General features: G+C 36.6%; 16 protein-coding genes and 2 tRNA genes. 12 read left to right on the top strand and 6 right to left on the bottom strand.

What is annotated here, in order from left to right:
* The first annotated feature begins 2 nt into the window (after positions 1-2).
* The 5 genes from RSC39_RS11690 (at position 3) to RSC39_RS11670 (ending at position 3,017) form a co-directional block, all read left to right on the top strand.
* Positions 3-74 (top strand) — tRNA-Glu (locus RSC39_RS11690).
* 36 nt (positions 75-110) lie between these two features.
* Positions 111-184, top strand: a tRNA-Asn gene (locus tag RSC39_RS11685).
* Positions 185-280: 96 nt separating this feature from the next.
* On the top strand, positions 281-1,222 hold the full coding sequence (locus RSC39_RS11680) for a TIGR01212 family radical SAM protein (protein ID WP_332537370.1): 942 nt from the start codon (positions 281-283) through the stop codon (positions 1,220-1,222).
* Between the two features lie 143 nt (positions 1,223-1,365).
* Complete coding sequence (locus RSC39_RS11675) at positions 1,366-2,004, top strand: class I SAM-dependent methyltransferase (RefSeq protein WP_332537368.1); 639 nt, start codon at positions 1,366-1,368, stop codon at positions 2,002-2,004.
* 125 nt (positions 2,005-2,129) lie between these two features.
* On the top strand, positions 2,130-3,017 hold the full coding sequence (locus RSC39_RS11670) for a GRP family sugar transporter (protein WP_332537366.1): 888 nt from the start codon (positions 2,130-2,132) through the stop codon (positions 3,015-3,017).
* A gap of 75 nt (positions 3,018-3,092) precedes the next feature.
* On the opposite strand, the gene RSC39_RS11665 is transcribed toward RSC39_RS11670, so the two are convergent.
* Positions 3,093-4,397: a serine hydrolase gene (locus RSC39_RS11665; RefSeq protein WP_332537364.1), complete on the bottom strand. Its 1,305-nt coding sequence runs from the start codon at positions 4,395-4,397 to the stop codon at positions 3,093-3,095.
* A gap of 927 nt (positions 4,398-5,324) precedes the next feature.
* On the opposite strand from RSC39_RS11665, the gene RSC39_RS11660 reads away from it, so the two are divergent.
* Positions 5,325-5,486 carry a hypothetical protein gene (locus RSC39_RS11660; RefSeq protein ID WP_021038038.1) on the top strand — a complete coding sequence of 54 codons (162 nt, stop codon included), beginning with the start codon at positions 5,325-5,327 and terminating at the stop codon, positions 5,484-5,486.
* A gap of 92 nt (positions 5,487-5,578) precedes the next feature.
* On the opposite strand, the gene RSC39_RS11655 is transcribed toward RSC39_RS11660, so the two are convergent.
* Positions 5,579-5,779, bottom strand: a complete 201-nt coding sequence (locus RSC39_RS11655; protein ID WP_063281960.1) for a hypothetical protein — start codon at positions 5,777-5,779, stop codon at positions 5,579-5,581.
* Positions 5,780-5,875: 96 nt separating this feature from the next.
* Between RSC39_RS11655 and rpsL the strand changes: the two genes are divergently transcribed.
* The 4 genes from rpsL (at position 5,876) to purR (ending at position 10,331) form a co-directional block, all read left to right on the top strand.
* Positions 5,876-6,289: a 30S ribosomal protein S12 gene (gene rpsL, locus RSC39_RS11650; RefSeq protein WP_003129874.1), complete on the top strand. Its 414-nt coding sequence runs from the start codon at positions 5,876-5,878 to the stop codon at positions 6,287-6,289.
* A gap of 18 nt (positions 6,290-6,307) precedes the next feature.
* A complete protein-coding gene (rpsG, locus tag RSC39_RS11645; RefSeq protein WP_063281961.1) occupies positions 6,308-6,775 on the top strand; it encodes a 30S ribosomal protein S7 in 468 nt (155 codons plus the stop codon).
* Positions 6,776-7,037: 262 nt separating this feature from the next.
* A complete protein-coding gene (gene fusA, locus RSC39_RS11640; RefSeq protein WP_014573452.1) occupies positions 7,038-9,167 on the top strand; it encodes an elongation factor G in 2,130 nt (709 codons plus the stop codon).
* Positions 9,168-9,515: 348 nt separating this feature from the next.
* Entirely contained in the window at positions 9,516-10,331 is an 816-nt protein-coding gene (gene purR / locus RSC39_RS11635; RefSeq protein ID WP_010906422.1) for a pur operon repressor, read from the top strand.
* Between the two features lie 48 nt (positions 10,332-10,379).
* Here the strand turns inward: purR and lepB are convergent, their stop codons facing one another.
* The 4 genes from lepB to RSC39_RS11615 all read right to left on the bottom strand — a co-directional run bounded on the left by lepB (position 10,380) and on the right by RSC39_RS11615 (position 13,800).
* Positions 10,380-11,006, bottom strand: coding sequence for a signal peptidase I (lepB, locus tag RSC39_RS11630; RefSeq protein WP_081213969.1), 627 nt, complete (start codon positions 11,004-11,006; stop codon positions 10,380-10,382).
* A gap of 11 nt (positions 11,007-11,017) precedes the next feature.
* Positions 11,018-11,896, bottom strand: coding sequence for a ribonuclease HIII (gene rnhC, locus RSC39_RS11625; protein WP_332537359.1), 879 nt, complete (start codon positions 11,894-11,896; stop codon positions 11,018-11,020).
* A gap of 146 nt (positions 11,897-12,042) precedes the next feature.
* A complete protein-coding gene (locus tag RSC39_RS11620) occupies positions 12,043-12,714 on the bottom strand; it encodes an ABC transporter ATP-binding protein (protein WP_332537357.1) in 672 nt (223 codons plus the stop codon).
* 15 nt (positions 12,715-12,729) lie between these two features.
* On the bottom strand, positions 12,730-13,800 hold the full coding sequence (locus tag RSC39_RS11615) for an ABC transporter permease (protein WP_332537355.1): 1,071 nt from the start codon (positions 13,798-13,800) through the stop codon (positions 12,730-12,732).
* A gap of 398 nt (positions 13,801-14,198) precedes the next feature.
* On the opposite strand from RSC39_RS11615, the gene rplM reads away from it, so the two are divergent.
* Positions 14,199-14,645 (top strand): 50S ribosomal protein L13, encoded by a 447-nt coding sequence (gene rplM, locus RSC39_RS11610; protein WP_010906417.1) that lies wholly within the window; start codon positions 14,199-14,201, stop codon positions 14,643-14,645.
* Between the two features lie 19 nt (positions 14,646-14,664).
* Positions 14,665-15,057, top strand: coding sequence for a 30S ribosomal protein S9 (gene rpsI, locus RSC39_RS11605; RefSeq protein WP_004254378.1), 393 nt, complete (start codon positions 14,665-14,667; stop codon positions 15,055-15,057).
* Positions 15,058-15,304: the final 247 nt, after the last annotated feature.

Genomic DNA, 15,304 nt, shown 5'->3' with positions numbered 1-15,304 from the left:
ATGGTCCGTTGGTCAAGGGGTTAAGACACCGCCTTTTCACGGCGGTAACACGGGTTCGAATCCCGTACGGACTATATTATTAAAACTCGGGAAACCGAGTTTTATGTTATTGCGGATTAGCTCAGTTGGTAGTAGCGCATGACTGTTAATCATGATGTCGTCAGTTCGAGTCTGACATCCGCAGTTTTTTAGAGAGACTTTGAGGTCTCTCTTTTTATTATATTTAAGAAAATAATTGATTTTTTTTGATATAATTTGATAAACGGAGAAATTAGATAAAATGCGAAAACGATATACAACTTGGAATGAATATTTAAGAAAAAATTTTGGTGAAAAAATATTTAAAGTTCCTATTGATGCTGGTTTTGATTGTCCTAATCGTGATGGTACTGTAGCACATGGTGGTTGTACTTTTTGTACGGTTTCTGGCTCAGGTGATATGATTCTCGAACCAGAAGCACCAATTGCGGATCAATTTTCGGCTGAAGTGACCCAATTTCATAAAAAATGGCCTGGCGTTAAGAAATATATTGTTTATTTTCAAAATTTCACTAATACACATGCCCCTGTCGAAGTGTTACGTGAACGATTCGAACAAGCAGTAAATCAACCAGATGTTATCGGAATTTCAATTGGGACACGTCCAGATTGTTTACCGGATGATGTTGTAGAATATTTAGCAGAGCTTAACCGTCGGATGGAAGTTTGGATTGATTTAGGATTGCAGACCACCTATGAAGAAACTTCTGATATGATTAATCGTGCTCATGATTATGAAACTTACGTGGATGCTGTGAGACGTTTACGTGTTCATGGGATTAATGTGTGTACACATTTAATTAACGGATTACCAGGTGAAACGACAGAAATGATGTTGGAAAATGTACGCCGTATGGTTTTAGACTCTGATATTCAAGGGGTGAAACTACACTTACTCCATTTAATGAAGCAGACTCGCTTGCAGCGTGATTATCATGAGGGAAAATTACAGCTGATGTCACAAGAGGAATATGTGCAGGTGATCTGTGATCAGCTGGAATTGATTCCCAAGGAAATTGTCATTCATCGATTGACTGGGGATGCTCCACGTGATTTGATTATTGGACCAATGTGGTCTTTGAAAAAATGGGAAGTATTGAATAGTATTGATGCCGAAATGGAACGACGCGGTAGTATTCAAGGCTGTAAAGATGTTCGTAAAAGCGGTCTAATTACTTTTTAAATTACAAGAGATGAATTTTTATTCATCTCTTTTTGCAAAGTTTGATACAATAATAGTAAGAAGATGGAAAATATAAATGACAAACTTATCGGTAATCTCTTAAATTGGTATATAAAAATAATTAGAAAGTGATGAGTAAATAGATGTTAAAACAGATAGAAATGGCCCACTGGATGTTGAAAGACATCATAAATGTTGATGATGTTGTGGTAGATGCAACGATGGGGAATGGCTATGATACGCTTTTTTTAGCAGAATTAGGAGCTAAGGTATATGCTTTTGATGTACAAGAGGCAGCCCTAGAAGCAACAGAAAAGCGTTTAGAAAACAAAGCAATAAAGAAGACGCAAATCGTGAAAAAAGCTTCTCCAGTTGACCAGTCTAGCCTACCACCAAAGGAACAGGCTTTCAATGGAGTTTCTATGAGAGAGCCGTCAGTAGACTTGATTTTGGCTGGGCATGAAGAACTGATTAATTACGTTCAAAGTCCGGTTAAAGCTGCTATCTTTAACCTTGGTTATCTACCTAAAACGGATAAAAATATAGTTACAAGGGCAGAAACGACTCTGTCAGCATTATCGTCCCTGACAGATTTACTGGTTGTGGGTGGTAGGATTGCGCTTGTTATTTATTACGGTCATGAAGGAGGAGAGGAAGAAAAAAATGCTGTCATTAATTGGGCTTCAACTTTGCCACAAAAGGACTGGGAAGTGACTTCTTATGCACCTCTTAATCAAATTCATACTCCACCAATTCTAGTACTTATTGAAAAAAGAAAATGAATTTAAATGAACAGTTATGAATTTTGTGTATTCTTTTATCTCTTGTTTTTTCCAAAAAAAAGAGTAAAATAGAGAAATGCTTAATTTTTAAGTAAAAAAACTATTTTAAAGAGGTAAATATAAACATGCAAGGAGTTCTTCTCGCGCTTGTTCCAATGTTTGCTTGGGGTTCTATCGGATTTGTAGCTAACAAATTTGGTGGAGATGCTAAACAACAAACACTTGGAATGACATTAGGCGCTTTTGTTTTTGCACTTATTGTTTTCTTATTCCGTATGCCAACATTGACATGGCAAATTTTCTTAATTGGATTTATTGGTGGTTTACTTTGGGCGATTGGTCAATTTGGTCAGTTTAATTCAATGAAATACATGGGTGTTTCTGTAGCAAGTCCACTTTCTTCAGGAAGCCAATTAGTCATTGGGGGGTTAATTGGTGTATTTGCTTTCCATGAATGGACAAAACAAATTCAATTTATTCTCGGATTTATTGCGATGGCTGTCTTAGTGGTTGGTTTCTATTTTTCTGCTAAACGTGACCCTGAAAATGCTGTTGTTGAAGAAGGACGTAATTATACTAAAGGTTTGACGGCTTTAACTTACTCAACTTTGGGTTATGTTGTTTATGTTATTTTGTTTAATAACTTGTCAGCACTTTGGTTCAATGTTCATTTTGATACATTGACAATCATTTTACCAATGTCAGTTGGGATGATTTTTGGAGCGCTTGTAATGGGTCGTTTCAAAATTAAAATGGAAAAATATGTTTATCAAAACATGATTGTTGGTGCAATGTGGGGCGTAGGTAATATCTTTATGCTCATGGCTGCTAGTACGGCTGGTAATGCCATTGCCTTCTCATTCTCACAATTGGGTGTTATCATTTCCACTATTGGAGGAATTCTTTTCCTTGGTGAAAAGAAAACCAAAAAAGAATTGGTTTATGTGGGAATCGGTATTGTTTTGTTCGTAGCAGGAGCAATTCTACTTGCGATTGTAAAATCTAAAGGTTAATAAAAAAAGCTGTCAGTAAATAGACAGCTTTTTTATTCGTCAATTTTACTGACCAATTTTTCTGTCAGTAAAATTTTAGAGTTTTTCATTAACAAAATTAACAAAATGATTCCAAAAAACTTTTGGAGCACTACTACGTGGGACTGTTTTTTTAGCAACTAAAGGAATCTTCTCTGCTGTACAATTTGGAAGATAGCCTAAACTATCTTTCACTGTAGTAGAAAGAGTGACTAATTTTTGATTTTTAGTGATTGTTGCTTCAACTGTGGCATTCTTTTTCTTATCGAACTTGATGACTAATGGTTTCGTGTCAGCACTACCATCTGTAGCGTAGGGAACAACAGGGGTGACGTTTTGTGGCGCAACAAGTTGAACTGATTTTTCTTTTCCATCAGTCACAGCAATTTCTTTAAAATCATCTAAGGATTGATTTTTTTGCACAAGACTGGTTGTACGCCAATGCCCATAAACATAGTTCATCAGCTGATTTGTTAGGGTAAACGGTGTTGAGTTATCAGCGGCAGGATCTGTGGCTTCTAAAACAACTGTGATAATTCTGAAACCATTTTGATTGGTTGTTCCAGCAAAACAGTCAATTTGGAAACTAGTTGACCCCGTTTTTAAACCATCTACACCAGTTCTTGAAGTAGAAAATCCACTAAGCATTTGGTTGGTATTGGTTAAAGTCATTTTTTCTTCATTACCTGTATCAAAAGGAATTTCTGTTTTCTTAGTAATTTGAAGAACTTCTGGAAAATCTTGAATTAAGTGATAACTGAGTGTTGCAACGGCTTTTGCACTCATTGTATTTGTTGCTGAGGCGCCAGACCCTGGATAAATATGACCATTCAAATCATCATTTGGTAAGCCGGAAGCATTGACGAGATGGCTGTCAGTAATTCCCCAATCTTTCATTTGTTTTGTCATCATATCAACAAATTTTGGTTCTGAGCCAGCAATTTTTTCAGCTAGAGCGACAGCAGCGGAATTTGCGGATGGAAGAAGCAACGCATTCAATAAATCTTTGACAGTATACTGACCATTTTGAGCTAGCGGAATGTTGGAAGCATTAGAATTTTGAGTTAATTCATAAGCATAGTCTGAAATAGGAACCTTAGTAGTCCAAGTTAATTTATTCTCAGCTACATTTTTGTAAACTAAATAAGCTGTCAGTAATTTTGTGATAGAAGCAATTCGTGTGCTTGCATCGTCAGCATTTTGCGCGTATAAAATTTTACCACTTGAGGCGTCAATAGCAATTGCTGATTTTGCAGCAACTGTAAAGTTATTTGTTGTAGTAGTATCAGCACTGACAGCAAAGCCCGAAAGGACTGATAAACTCATCAGTAAAGTACAAAAAATAATTGCAATTTTTTTCATGATTTGATTATAACATAGTGACTTAAGAGATACAAATAGCCCTCAAATAATGTCTCAGCACTTTTTAAACCCACAAGTAAAAAGTTAGAAAAACTCTAGCAAATTTTTGTCAGAAAAAAGGTAATCTCAATTATCTAGAATATGCATTTTATTTTGTAGGCAATTTGGTTATTCCTGAAAATTGAAGCAGACACCTAACCACAGGGGCATATTTTACCTATTTTGTGATAAAATTAGACTAGGACAAACTCGCGTGGATCATCCACATTTTTAAAATGTTTATGAAAATTTATTATAAAAGGAGAAAAATTTGAATTGATTTTAAAACATGAGGAAATTGTTTTAGTTCTAAAAGAAAAAGTAATTTAGGACTAGGGGAAAAAATAAATATTAGTGTCTTAGTTTTTATCAACTGCAATAAATTTTAAAAAAGGAATCTCAAATTATGAGAGAAGTACCATTTTGGCCGATAATAATCTTTTTTGCGTTTTTTATACTTTGTTTAAAAAAAGGATATGAACCTAAAAAAGAAGAGCTACTTGAATAAATTCGGATAAGTAAGCCCTAAGGGGAATTTTTTGCTTAGTCTTTAATTTTAGAAAGACGAAAATTGTTAGTATGCTCAAAAATAAGAATGTTATTCCAAGTCTTAATTCTATTAAACGAATAATTTAGGAGTCAAAGGCAAGTGACCGATAATATTTTATAAGTCATTGGAAGAATCTATTTAAAATAAGAACTTTAGCTGCTTTAATGTATTCTTTTTTCCCCACCCTGTACTTGAAAGTACACCTTATCTCCATTTTTAGAAAGGAGTTTATGAATAAAGACAGACTGTCTATTATCATAGAAATAATTTTTATTTTACTACTCATTGTTTATGCTATTCATCAGCTAGACTATTAAACATTCATGGAGGGATATATCATGAAAAAAGACGAAATCATCGAACTATCAGACGGACAAATTGCAACAATTATTACTGGAGATGAATCTAGCATTTTAAATAATAGTTATATTGTTAAACTTGAAAATGGAGAGGTTAGAGTGGTTGACAGAAAAACCTTGACTCTAGCGGCAACTAAATAACTCAAAATATAGGCTTAATCGCTTTTTACAACTATTCTAAAAAATAGATTGACAATCGCTATAAAAAATGATATTATATTAAACGGTACTTTTTACTTTGGACTCTCAGGAGAACTTGTATAAGTTGCTAAACTTCTTGTCAGAACTTGGCTTAAGCGACCATATACTGACCCCAAAAATTGATAAAAGAAATTGAGTTCGATTTCCCATATTCTAGGAAAATAGACAACTGTTTCCAAGGAACTTCGTTCCTCTCCAACGTTTTCTAATTTTCTACGAATATAAACGGTCAATCTCACATCTTAATCATCCAATAAAAAGAAAGGAATGCTTTTGTATTTCTCATCGCTTCGCAGAAATGTGGAAAAATATAAAAAGCAGACAGTAAAATGCCTACAATTAACCAATTGGTACGCAAACCACGTCGTGCTCAAGTGACTAAATCTAAATCACCAGCAATGAACGTTGGCTACAACAGCCGTAAAAAAGTACAAACTAAACTTGCAAGCCCACAAAAACGTGGAGTAGCAACTCGTGTTGGTACTATGACTCCTAAAAAACCTAACTCAGCGCTTCGTAAATTCGCGCGTGTACGTCTTTCAAACCTTATGGAAGTAACAGCGTACATCCCAGGTATCGGACACAACCTCCAAGAACACAGTGTTGTACTTCTTCGTGGTGGACGTGTAAAAGACCTTCCAGGGGTACGTTACCATATCGTTCGTGGTGCACTTGATACAGCAGGTGTCGCTGACCGTAAACAAAGCCGTTCTAAATACGGTGCTAAAAAACCAAAAGCTTAAGAAGGGAGATAAGTAAGAATGCGTAAAAATCGTGCCCCAAAACGTGAAGTTTTGGCAGACCCAATGTACAACTCAATAGTAGTAACACGTCTTATCAACCGCGTTATGCTTGATGGTAAACGCGGTGTTTCGGCTCAAATCGTTTACGGAGCCTTCAAACAAATTGAAGAAGCTACTGGAAACAACCCACTTGAAGTCTTTGAATCTGCTATGGAAAATATCATGCCAGTTCTTGAAGTTCGCGCTCGTCGTGTCGGTGGTTCTAACTATCAAGTCCCAGTTGAAGTTCGTCCAGAACGTCGTACAACTCTTGGTCTTCGTTGGTTGGTAACAATCGCTCGTAACCGTGGTGAACACACGATGCAAGATCGTTTGGCTAAAGAAATCTTGGATGCAGCTAACAACACAGGTGCAGCAGTCAAAAAACGTGAAGATACTCACAAAATGGCTGAAGCTAACCGTGCGTTCGCTCACTTCCGCTGGTAAAATCGTAATTGCGTCATGGCTACTTCGTCGAAAGAACCCTCGCGTATTTTGGTACGCTTCGGAACCTTTGTCCTCGTATCCATTTAGCAATTCCAATTTTACAATCTAAAAAAGATTGCGAAAACATCGAATTGATGTAAAAACGAACATTACCGGGCTTGGGCTCCTCGCCTGCTCGGTTTTGTTTTAATTTTTTAACATAAATTTGATACAATAAAACTAATGAGAAATTCTCATGACTAAAATCAAATAGGAGAACAAAATGGCTCGCGAATTTTCACTTGCTAATACACGTAATATCGGTATCATGGCCCACGTCGATGCTGGTAAAACAACAACAACTGAACGTGTTCTTTACTACACTGGTAAAATCCATAAAATCGGTGAAACTCACGAAGGTGCATCACAAATGGACTGGATGGAGCAAGAACAAGAACGTGGTATCACAATCACATCTGCAGCAACAACTGCAGAATGGAAAGGTAACCGCGTAAACATCATCGACACACCAGGTCACGTGGACTTCACAATCGAAGTACAACGTTCACTCCGTGTTCTTGATGGTGCTGTTACCGTTCTTGATGCTCAATCAGGTGTTGAACCACAAACAGAAACTGTATGGCGTCAAGCGACTGAATACGGTGTTCCACGTATCGTTTTTGCTAACAAAATGGACAAAATCGGTGCTGATTTCTACTACTCACTTTCTACTTTGGGAGATCGTTTGGGTGCTAATGCTCATCCAATCCAAATTCCAATCGGTGCAGAAGATGACTTCATCGGTATCATTGACTTGGTAACTATGAAATCTGAAATCTATACTAACGACCTTGGTACAGATATTAAAGAAACTGTTGTAGGTTCAGACGAATTTAACGCTGAATTGGCATCTTTGGATTTCAATGCAGAAGAATACACAGAACTTGCAAACGAATGGCGTGAAAAACTCATCGAAGCAATTGCTGATTTCGATGAAGATATCATGGAAAAATATTTTGCTGGTGAAGAAATTCCTGAAGCAGAACTCAAAGCAGCTATCCGTAAAGCAACAATCAATGTTGACTTCTACCCAATGCTCGCTGGTTCTGCCTTCAAGAACAAAGGTGTTCAAATGATGCTTGATGCAGTTATTGACTACCTTCCAAGCCCACTTGATATCCCTGCCATCAAAGGTGTTAACCCAGATACAGACGAAGAAGACGAACGCCCAGCTTCAGATGAAGAACCATTTGCAGCGCTTGCTTTCAAAATCATGACTGACCCATTTGTTGGACGTCTTTCATTCTTCCGCGTTTACTCAGGTACACTTGATGCTGGTTCATACGTTTTGAATACTTCAAAAGGTAAACGTGAACGTATCGGACGTATCCTTCAAATGCACGCTAACACTCGTAAAGAAATCCAAACAGTTTACGCTGGGGATATCGCTGCTGCTGTTGGTTTGAAAAATACAACAACTGGTGACTCATTGACAGATGAAAAAGCTAAAATCATCCTTGAATCAATTGAAGTTCCAGAACCAGTTATCCAATTGATGGTTGAACCTAAAACTAAAGCTGACCAAGATAAGATGGGTGTTGCCCTCCAAAAATTGGCTGAAGAAGATCCAACTTTCCGTGTTGAAACAAACCCAGAAACTGGTGAAACAGTTATCTCTGGTATGGGTGAACTTCACTTGGACGTTCTTGTTGACCGTATGAAACGTGAATTCAAAGTTGAAGCAAACGTTGGTGCGCCTCAAGTTGCTTACCGTGAAACATTCCGCGCTGGAACTTCAGCACGTGGATTCTTCAAACGTCAATCAGGTGGTAAAGGTCAATACGGTGACGTATGGATCGAATTCACACCTAATGAAGAAGGTGCTGGATTTGAATTTGAAAATGCTATCGTCGGTGGTGTCGTTCCTCGTGAATTCGTACCAGCCGTTGAAAAAGGTTTGGTAGAAACTATGGCTAACGGTGTCCTTGCTGGATACCCAATGGTTGACATTAAAGCTAAACTTTATGATGGTTCTTACCATGATGTCGATTCATCAGAAACTGCCTTCAAGGTTGCCGCTTCTCTTGCAATGAAAGAAGCTGCTAAAACTGCGAAACCTGCAATTCTTGAACCAATGATGAAAGTTACAATCACTGTTCCTGAAGAAAACCTTGGAGATATCATGGGTCACGTGACTGCTCGTCGTGGTCAAGTTAACTCAATGGAAGCTCACGGTAAATCACAAATCGTTAATGCTTTCGTTCCACTTGCTGAAATGTTCGGTTACGCAACTACTCTCCGTTCATCTACACAAGGACGTGGTACTTTCATGATGGTATTTGACCACTATTCAGACGTACCTAAATCAGTACAAGAAGAAATTATTGCTAAAAATGGTCGTAACGCTGACTAAGCTTTAATTTTAAAATATGAAATAACCTGTCAGTAATGATAGGTTATTTTTTTACTGACAAGATTTTTTTTGGTTTAGTTTCATTTTATCCTGATTTAATGAATCATTAAGTCAAGGAAGCTATAATGTATTTATTCCCAAAAAATTTTTTTCATAATTTTACTCCTAAAAGTGAGAAAGCAGTTTCTAAGTGATGCTGCTTTTTTTATTTACTTTTAAAATTAAAAATTACTGACAGAAAAATATTTTATGAATCTGGAAGCTGTCAGTAAATTGTTTCATGTGAAACTTGAATGTTCGGAAATACCATGCTATAATAAGCTTATCAAATAGGAGATGAGATAATAAATGAAAAGAAACGAACGTTTAGTTGATTTTACAAATTTTTTAATTAATCATCCCAATCAAATGCTAAATTTAAATGAACTGAGTAAACATTATGAGGTAGCCAAATCCTCTATTTCAGAAGATTTAGTATTTATCAAACGTGTTTTTGAAAACCAAGGAGTAGGTCTGGTTGAAACATTTCCAGGTAGCCTTGGAGGAGTTCGGTTTACACCTTACATTACTGACGAACGTTCGTTGGAAATGAGTCAGGAAATTGCTGAACTTTTACGTGAAGAAAATCGAATTTTACCTGGGGGATATATTTATCTGTCAGATATTTTAGGCACTCCATCAAATCTTCGTAAAATTGGTCAAATTATTGCTCATGAGTATCATGAAAAGCAAGTTGATGTTGTCATGACCATTGCAACAAAAGGAATTCCAATCGCTCAGTCGGTTGCTGAGATTTTAGATGTTCCCTTCGTAATTGTTCGTCGTGACCCTAAAGTGACCGAAGGAGCAACGCTCAATGTAAATTATATGTCGGGTTCAAGTTCTCGTGTTGAAAATATGACCTTATCCAAACGGAGTCTTTCAATCGGTCAAAATGTTTTGATTGTTGACGACTTCATGAAAGGCGCAGGAACAATCAATGGAATGAGAAGTCTTGTTCATGAATTTGATTGTTTACTTGCCGGTGTTGCCGTTTTTCTTGAAGGACCATTTAAAGGTGAACGATTGATTGATGATTATAAATCAATCTTGAAAGTTGACCGCATTGATATTGCCAATCGTTCAATTGATGTTCAATTGGGAAATATATTTAATGACAAATAAAAAAAGTTACTGGCAGACATTCTGTCAGTAACTTTTTTGCTTATTTACTTAAAAGAAAGAAATTTTATTGAGTGGCCAAACTCGTAATTTGGCTTCACCAATAATCGCTGAACGTTTGAAACTTCCAACTGCTCGGCTATCTTGAGAGACAACACGATTATCTCCCATCAAGAAGTATTGTCCGTCAGGGACTTTGACTGTAAAGGTTGGATTACCAGTACTATCCGTTGTAAAAGCTTTGGTGCTCTGAGCTAAGCTTACAAATAAACTACGATTTTGATCAGTTAATGCTTTTGTCAAAGGATAGTTCCCGTAAGTTTTTTCCAATTGACCATCAGCCAATTGTTTTTGGTAGTCTTTGAGATAGTTTTCTGGATAAACCTTATTATTGATAGTAAGTTGGTCATGGTCGAATTTTATAGTGTCGCCAGGCATTCCAATGACACGTTTGACAATATCTTTGGTTGAACCATCAGCCGCGTTTTCTTTGGCAACTACAATATCAAAACGATTAATTTTTGTCGTTCTAACAATTACGAGTCTTTCTTTATCGGCTAAAGTAGGGTCCATTGAATGGCCATCAACGACAACTAGTGACCAAATAAAGACGCGCGAGAGAAGGACAGCGGCGATTATAAAGATAAATAATCCCCATTCTTTTAAAAATTTCATTATATTATTACTTTCTATAATTGAGCGATTTTCATCGCTTTTTGTGTATTGGCAAAATGTAATTTAGCTAAGTGATTCAGAGCATCAATCCCTTGACTCTTAATGATTTGAGCCGCAACTTTGTCAGACAAATTTCCTGCGCCACTGGGTAAAGTAAAGCCAGATTCTTTTGATAACTTTTTGAGATTTTCCAAAAACTTATAACGAGAAATAATTGAACTAACTGCAACAGCTAAAAATTGATCTTCAGCTTTTGTCAGTAAAGTTACGTTTGTCAGTGGGTGATTTTTTTCTGCGCTAACATATTTTTTATAATTTGCTTCGGTTGTGAAAGCATCGATAACAATACTTTCAGGCTGGCTACCGAGTTGCTTTTCAAGGAGATAAATTGCTTGATTATGTAAGGCAACCTTGATGCTGACAGCATTATAACCCGAAGCAATCACTTCGTTATACTTCTCAGGCTCAACAACCAAGGCAACATGAGGAATCTCCTCTATCAATTTTGGGGCAATCTGACAAATTTTTTCGTCAGTTAATTTTTTAGAATCAGCGACACCCATTTCTTTTAAAAATTTCAAATGATTATCACTGACAAAACTTGCAGTAACCATTAAGCCACCAAAATATGAACCATTTCCTACCTCGTCAGTCCCAATAAGATTAGTTTGCTTTTTAGGAACAACTTGAGCAACATGTCCAAATTCACTAGCAATTTTTCCGGCATCACTTCCTTGAAAGACTACTTTTCCAGACGTATAAACAGAAATAGAAGTTTTTCCAACTTTAGCAAAAAAGCGAATATAAGGATTTTTAGAAGTTTGCTCGTAAGATTTATATTTTTCAGAGAGTTGCTGACAGGCATTAGAGCTTAATTTTAGGACAATATTCATAAGATTATTCTACCATAAATAAGAGGTTCGCGAATAAGAATCCAACTATTTGTTTAAAATAATTTCTTATTAGAATCTATTATACCAAACATGTGATAAAATAATGAAAAAAATCTCCATATTTGACTATGGAGTGGATGAAAAATCTAATCTTTTTTTTCTCTTAAACTTCCATCTTGCATTAAGTAAACTTTATCGCAAAAATCCACCAAACGTAAATCATGAGTGACCATGATTGTTGCCTTATTTTTTTCTTTCGCTTCTTTTGCCAATATTTTAACGACTTCGTAAGCTTTTTCAGTATCTAAACTTGCAGTCGGCTCATCTGCCAAGACAATGGAGGGGTCATTGTAAAGCGCGCGTACAATCGCAACTCTTTGACGCTCTCCACCAGAAAGCTCATCAGGATATTTATCAATTAATTTGTCTAGACCTAGGCGACTAAGCAACTCTAGACCAGATTTATTATTTTTTCCTTTAGTGATTTTATCGACCAGTTCAAGCTGTTTTTTGACAGTAAGAAATGGAACAAGATTAGAGGCTTGCAAAATAAAACCAATTTCCTCAAAACGAACTTTAGCGCGTGCTTTTTCTTTCTTTTCGCTTAAAGTCTGACCGTTAATCCAAATTTCTCCAGAAGAAGGACTTTGCAATCCACCGGCAATAGTAAGAAGAGTGCTCTTACCAGAGCCGGAAGGACCGATGATTGCAACAAATTCTCCCTTATCTACTGAAAAATTGGTTTCTTTCAATGCTTCAATTGTTTCGTCGCCATCTTTAAAATTCTTTTTGACATTTTTTAACTCAATTGCTTTCATTCTATTTCCTCCTACCTACCCGATTGCTTTCAAGGGATCAATCTTGACAATTGTCCTTACAGAGAACAAAGCGCCAATAATTGCGACTAAAACCATTAAGAGGGCGATGACACCAAAGAAAAGAAGGTTTGTTTGAAAAGGAACTGCCTCAGGTAAAATCAAAGCAGAAGCAATCGTTGCTAATAAACCTATAATCACTCCACTAACAGCTAAAATAAAAGTCTGGGCAATGACTGAATTGGCAATAAAACGGCTAGAAATTCCTTGAGCTTTCATTACTCCGAAAATTGCTATCTTTTGCATGGTCAGAACATAAATAAAGATTCCAATGACTACTGCAGCAATCACGACTAAAAAGCCAATCATGAAACCAAAAGTCAAAACTTGAGCACTATAACCTGGGAGCTTATCTATAAATTTACTGATGGATAATTTTTGAAGACCTTTAGGTTGCTGACTCACTTTCCCACGCGTAACAATAGCGTTATAAGTAGTTTTAGGTTGAAAACTAGAATTGGCACCGTAACGGACAGTTTGGAAAGTCTCCATAGAAGTATAAAGCACAGGAGAAATATTAAACTTAGCGTTATCTGTAAAACCTACAATCAGCAAAGGCTCGTTGTTGGTTGCCAGTTTCACTCTATCTCCTATTTTATAATGATATTGTTTTTTCAAGCTAATATCAGCGACCACCTCGCCACTGCTTTTAAAGGATTTTCCTTCGATAACTTTTGGATTTAAAAACTCCTTTGAATTTATACCAAAAAAGCTAACGTTTTGCTTCTTATTTTCGTCAGTAGCATCATAAATGATACCAGCAGTTTGGGCGAGGGCCGCTTTTTCTTTAGCGGCCAGTTCATTGGCGAGATCAGGTTCAATCATTGACATATTGAGAGAATCATTTGCTTTCTCAGATAAAAAAATATCGGAGGCATTCCATTTATCAACAGCCATTCGATTTTCTTGAGCAAGTCCGTAGGCCAGGCCAGTTAGGAAAAATACAAGATAGGCAATCAAAAACATAACCCCAATCACAAGGGCATACCTCAATTTTGAATGTCTGATTTCATTAATCGCTAAAAACATACTATTCTCCTCTTTTCTAAAATAAATATACACTTTTTCTAAATCAACTGAATAAAAAATTAAAAAAGCTCTATTTAATATTGTATTTTATAAATCTATCTATTAAAAAAAGTGTATCACACTTCAAATAAAACTACTATTAGATTGCTTAAGTCTTCTAATATCAATGGAATAAATATTCAACAGCAAAATTTTAATAACAAAAAAATTAAGAGCTCTAAAAGTAATTAAAAGATAAAGCGTTAGAAGCAAAAAAGCCTTGACAAAGCGAGGCGGAATATGATATGATGATAAACGGTATTGTTTACCCCATTTTTGTGGCCCCGGAAACCCAAAAATACTTTGCAGGACTCTTACACCTGCTGTAAACAAATTCTAGTAAAAGGAAAATAACCAAAATGATGAAAACTACATTCATGGCTAACGCTCAAAACGTTGACCGTAAATGGTACGTCGTCGATGCAACTGATGTTCCTCTTGGACGTCTTTCTGCAGTTGTCGCAAGCGTACTCCGCGGAAAAAACAAACCAACATACACACCACATACTGATACAGGTGATTTCGTAATCGTTGTTAACGCTGAAAAAATCAAATTGACTGGTAAAAAAGCAACTGATAAAGTATACTACTCACACTCACTTCACCCAGGTGGATTGAAATCAGTTACTGCTGGTGAACTCCGTGAAAAGAATGCTGTACGTTTGATTGAAAAATCAGTAAAAGGTATGCTTCCACACAACACACTTGGACGTGCTCAAGGCATGAAACTTAAAGTGTTTGTTGGCGCAGAACACACACATACAGCTCAAAAACCTGAAGTCCTTGACATCACAGGTTTGATCTAATCAGGAAGGAACGAACATAATGGCACAAGTACAATATGCCGGCACAGGCCGTCGTAAAAATGCAGTAGCACGCGTACGTCTCGTACCTGGTACTGGTAAAATCACAGTTAACGGACGCGAAGTAGAAAGCTACATCCCACACGCAGACATGCGTCTTGTTATCAACCAACCATTTGCAGCTACACAAACAGAAGGTAGCTACGACACTCTCGTAAACGTAAATGGTGGTGGTGTATCTGGTCAAGCAGGAGCTATCCGTCACGGTATCGCTCGTGCATTGCTCCAAGTAGACCCAGACTTCCGTAGTGCTTTGAAACGCGCTGGACTTCTTACACGTGACGCTCGTATGGTTGAACGTAAAAAACCAGGTCTCAAAAAAGCCCGCAAAGCATCACAATTCTCAAAACGTTAATATTATTCATATATCAATGTTTAAAACACTCTCAAATTGGGAGTGTTTTTTATTATTTAATTTAAACTATAATGTAGAGAAATTACTATATTTCCTATTTTATTAAAAAAAACACTAACCAAAGAAGCACGTAATATCAGGGTTTAAGAGACAATAAGAAAAAAAGATTGAAAAAGTGACAGTTAATTCTTGACAGGAAGAGATAGGTTTGATAGAATATAATAGTTGTCGCGAGAGACGAGCGTCG

Source organism: Lactococcus sp. (assembly GCF_036648155.1).
Lineage (GTDB): Bacteria > Bacillota > Bacilli > Lactobacillales > Streptococcaceae > Lactococcus > Lactococcus cremoris.
This window is presented reverse-complemented; position numbering and strand designations above follow the sequence as displayed.

Coding starts and splice junctions, on each gene's coding strand:
- RSC39_RS11620 (WP_332537357.1), bottom strand. CDS start 12,714: ATGAAAGCAATTGAGTTAAAAAATGTCAAAAAGAATTTTAAAGATGGC.
- rplM (WP_010906417.1), top strand. CDS start 14,199: ATGATGAAAACTACATTCATGGCTAACGCTCAAAACGTTGACCGTAAA.
- RSC39_RS11670 (WP_332537366.1), top strand. CDS start 2,130: ATGCAAGGAGTTCTTCTCGCGCTTGTTCCAATGTTTGCTTGGGGTTCT.
- RSC39_RS11675 (WP_332537368.1), top strand. CDS start 1,366: ATGTTAAAACAGATAGAAATGGCCCACTGGATGTTGAAAGACATCATA.
- rpsL (WP_003129874.1), top strand. CDS start 5,876: ATGCCTACAATTAACCAATTGGTACGCAAACCACGTCGTGCTCAAGTG.
- RSC39_RS11615 (WP_332537355.1), bottom strand. CDS start 13,800: ATGTTTTTAGCGATTAATGAAATCAGACATTCAAAATTGAGGTATGCC.
- purR (WP_010906422.1), top strand. CDS start 9,516: ATGAAAAGAAACGAACGTTTAGTTGATTTTACAAATTTTTTAATTAAT.
- RSC39_RS11665 (WP_332537364.1), bottom strand. CDS start 4,397: ATGAAAAAAATTGCAATTATTTTTTGTACTTTACTGATGAGTTTATCA.
- rnhC (WP_332537359.1), bottom strand. CDS start 11,896: ATGAATATTGTCCTAAAATTAAGCTCTAATGCCTGTCAGCAACTCTCT.
- RSC39_RS11680 (WP_332537370.1), top strand. CDS start 281: ATGCGAAAACGATATACAACTTGGAATGAATATTTAAGAAAAAATTTT.
- RSC39_RS11660 (WP_021038038.1), top strand. CDS start 5,325: ATGAAAAAAGACGAAATCATCGAACTATCAGACGGACAAATTGCAACA.
- fusA (WP_014573452.1), top strand. CDS start 7,038: ATGGCTCGCGAATTTTCACTTGCTAATACACGTAATATCGGTATCATG.
- rpsI (WP_004254378.1), top strand. CDS start 14,665: ATGGCACAAGTACAATATGCCGGCACAGGCCGTCGTAAAAATGCAGTA.
- rpsG (WP_063281961.1), top strand. CDS start 6,308: ATGCGTAAAAATCGTGCCCCAAAACGTGAAGTTTTGGCAGACCCAATG.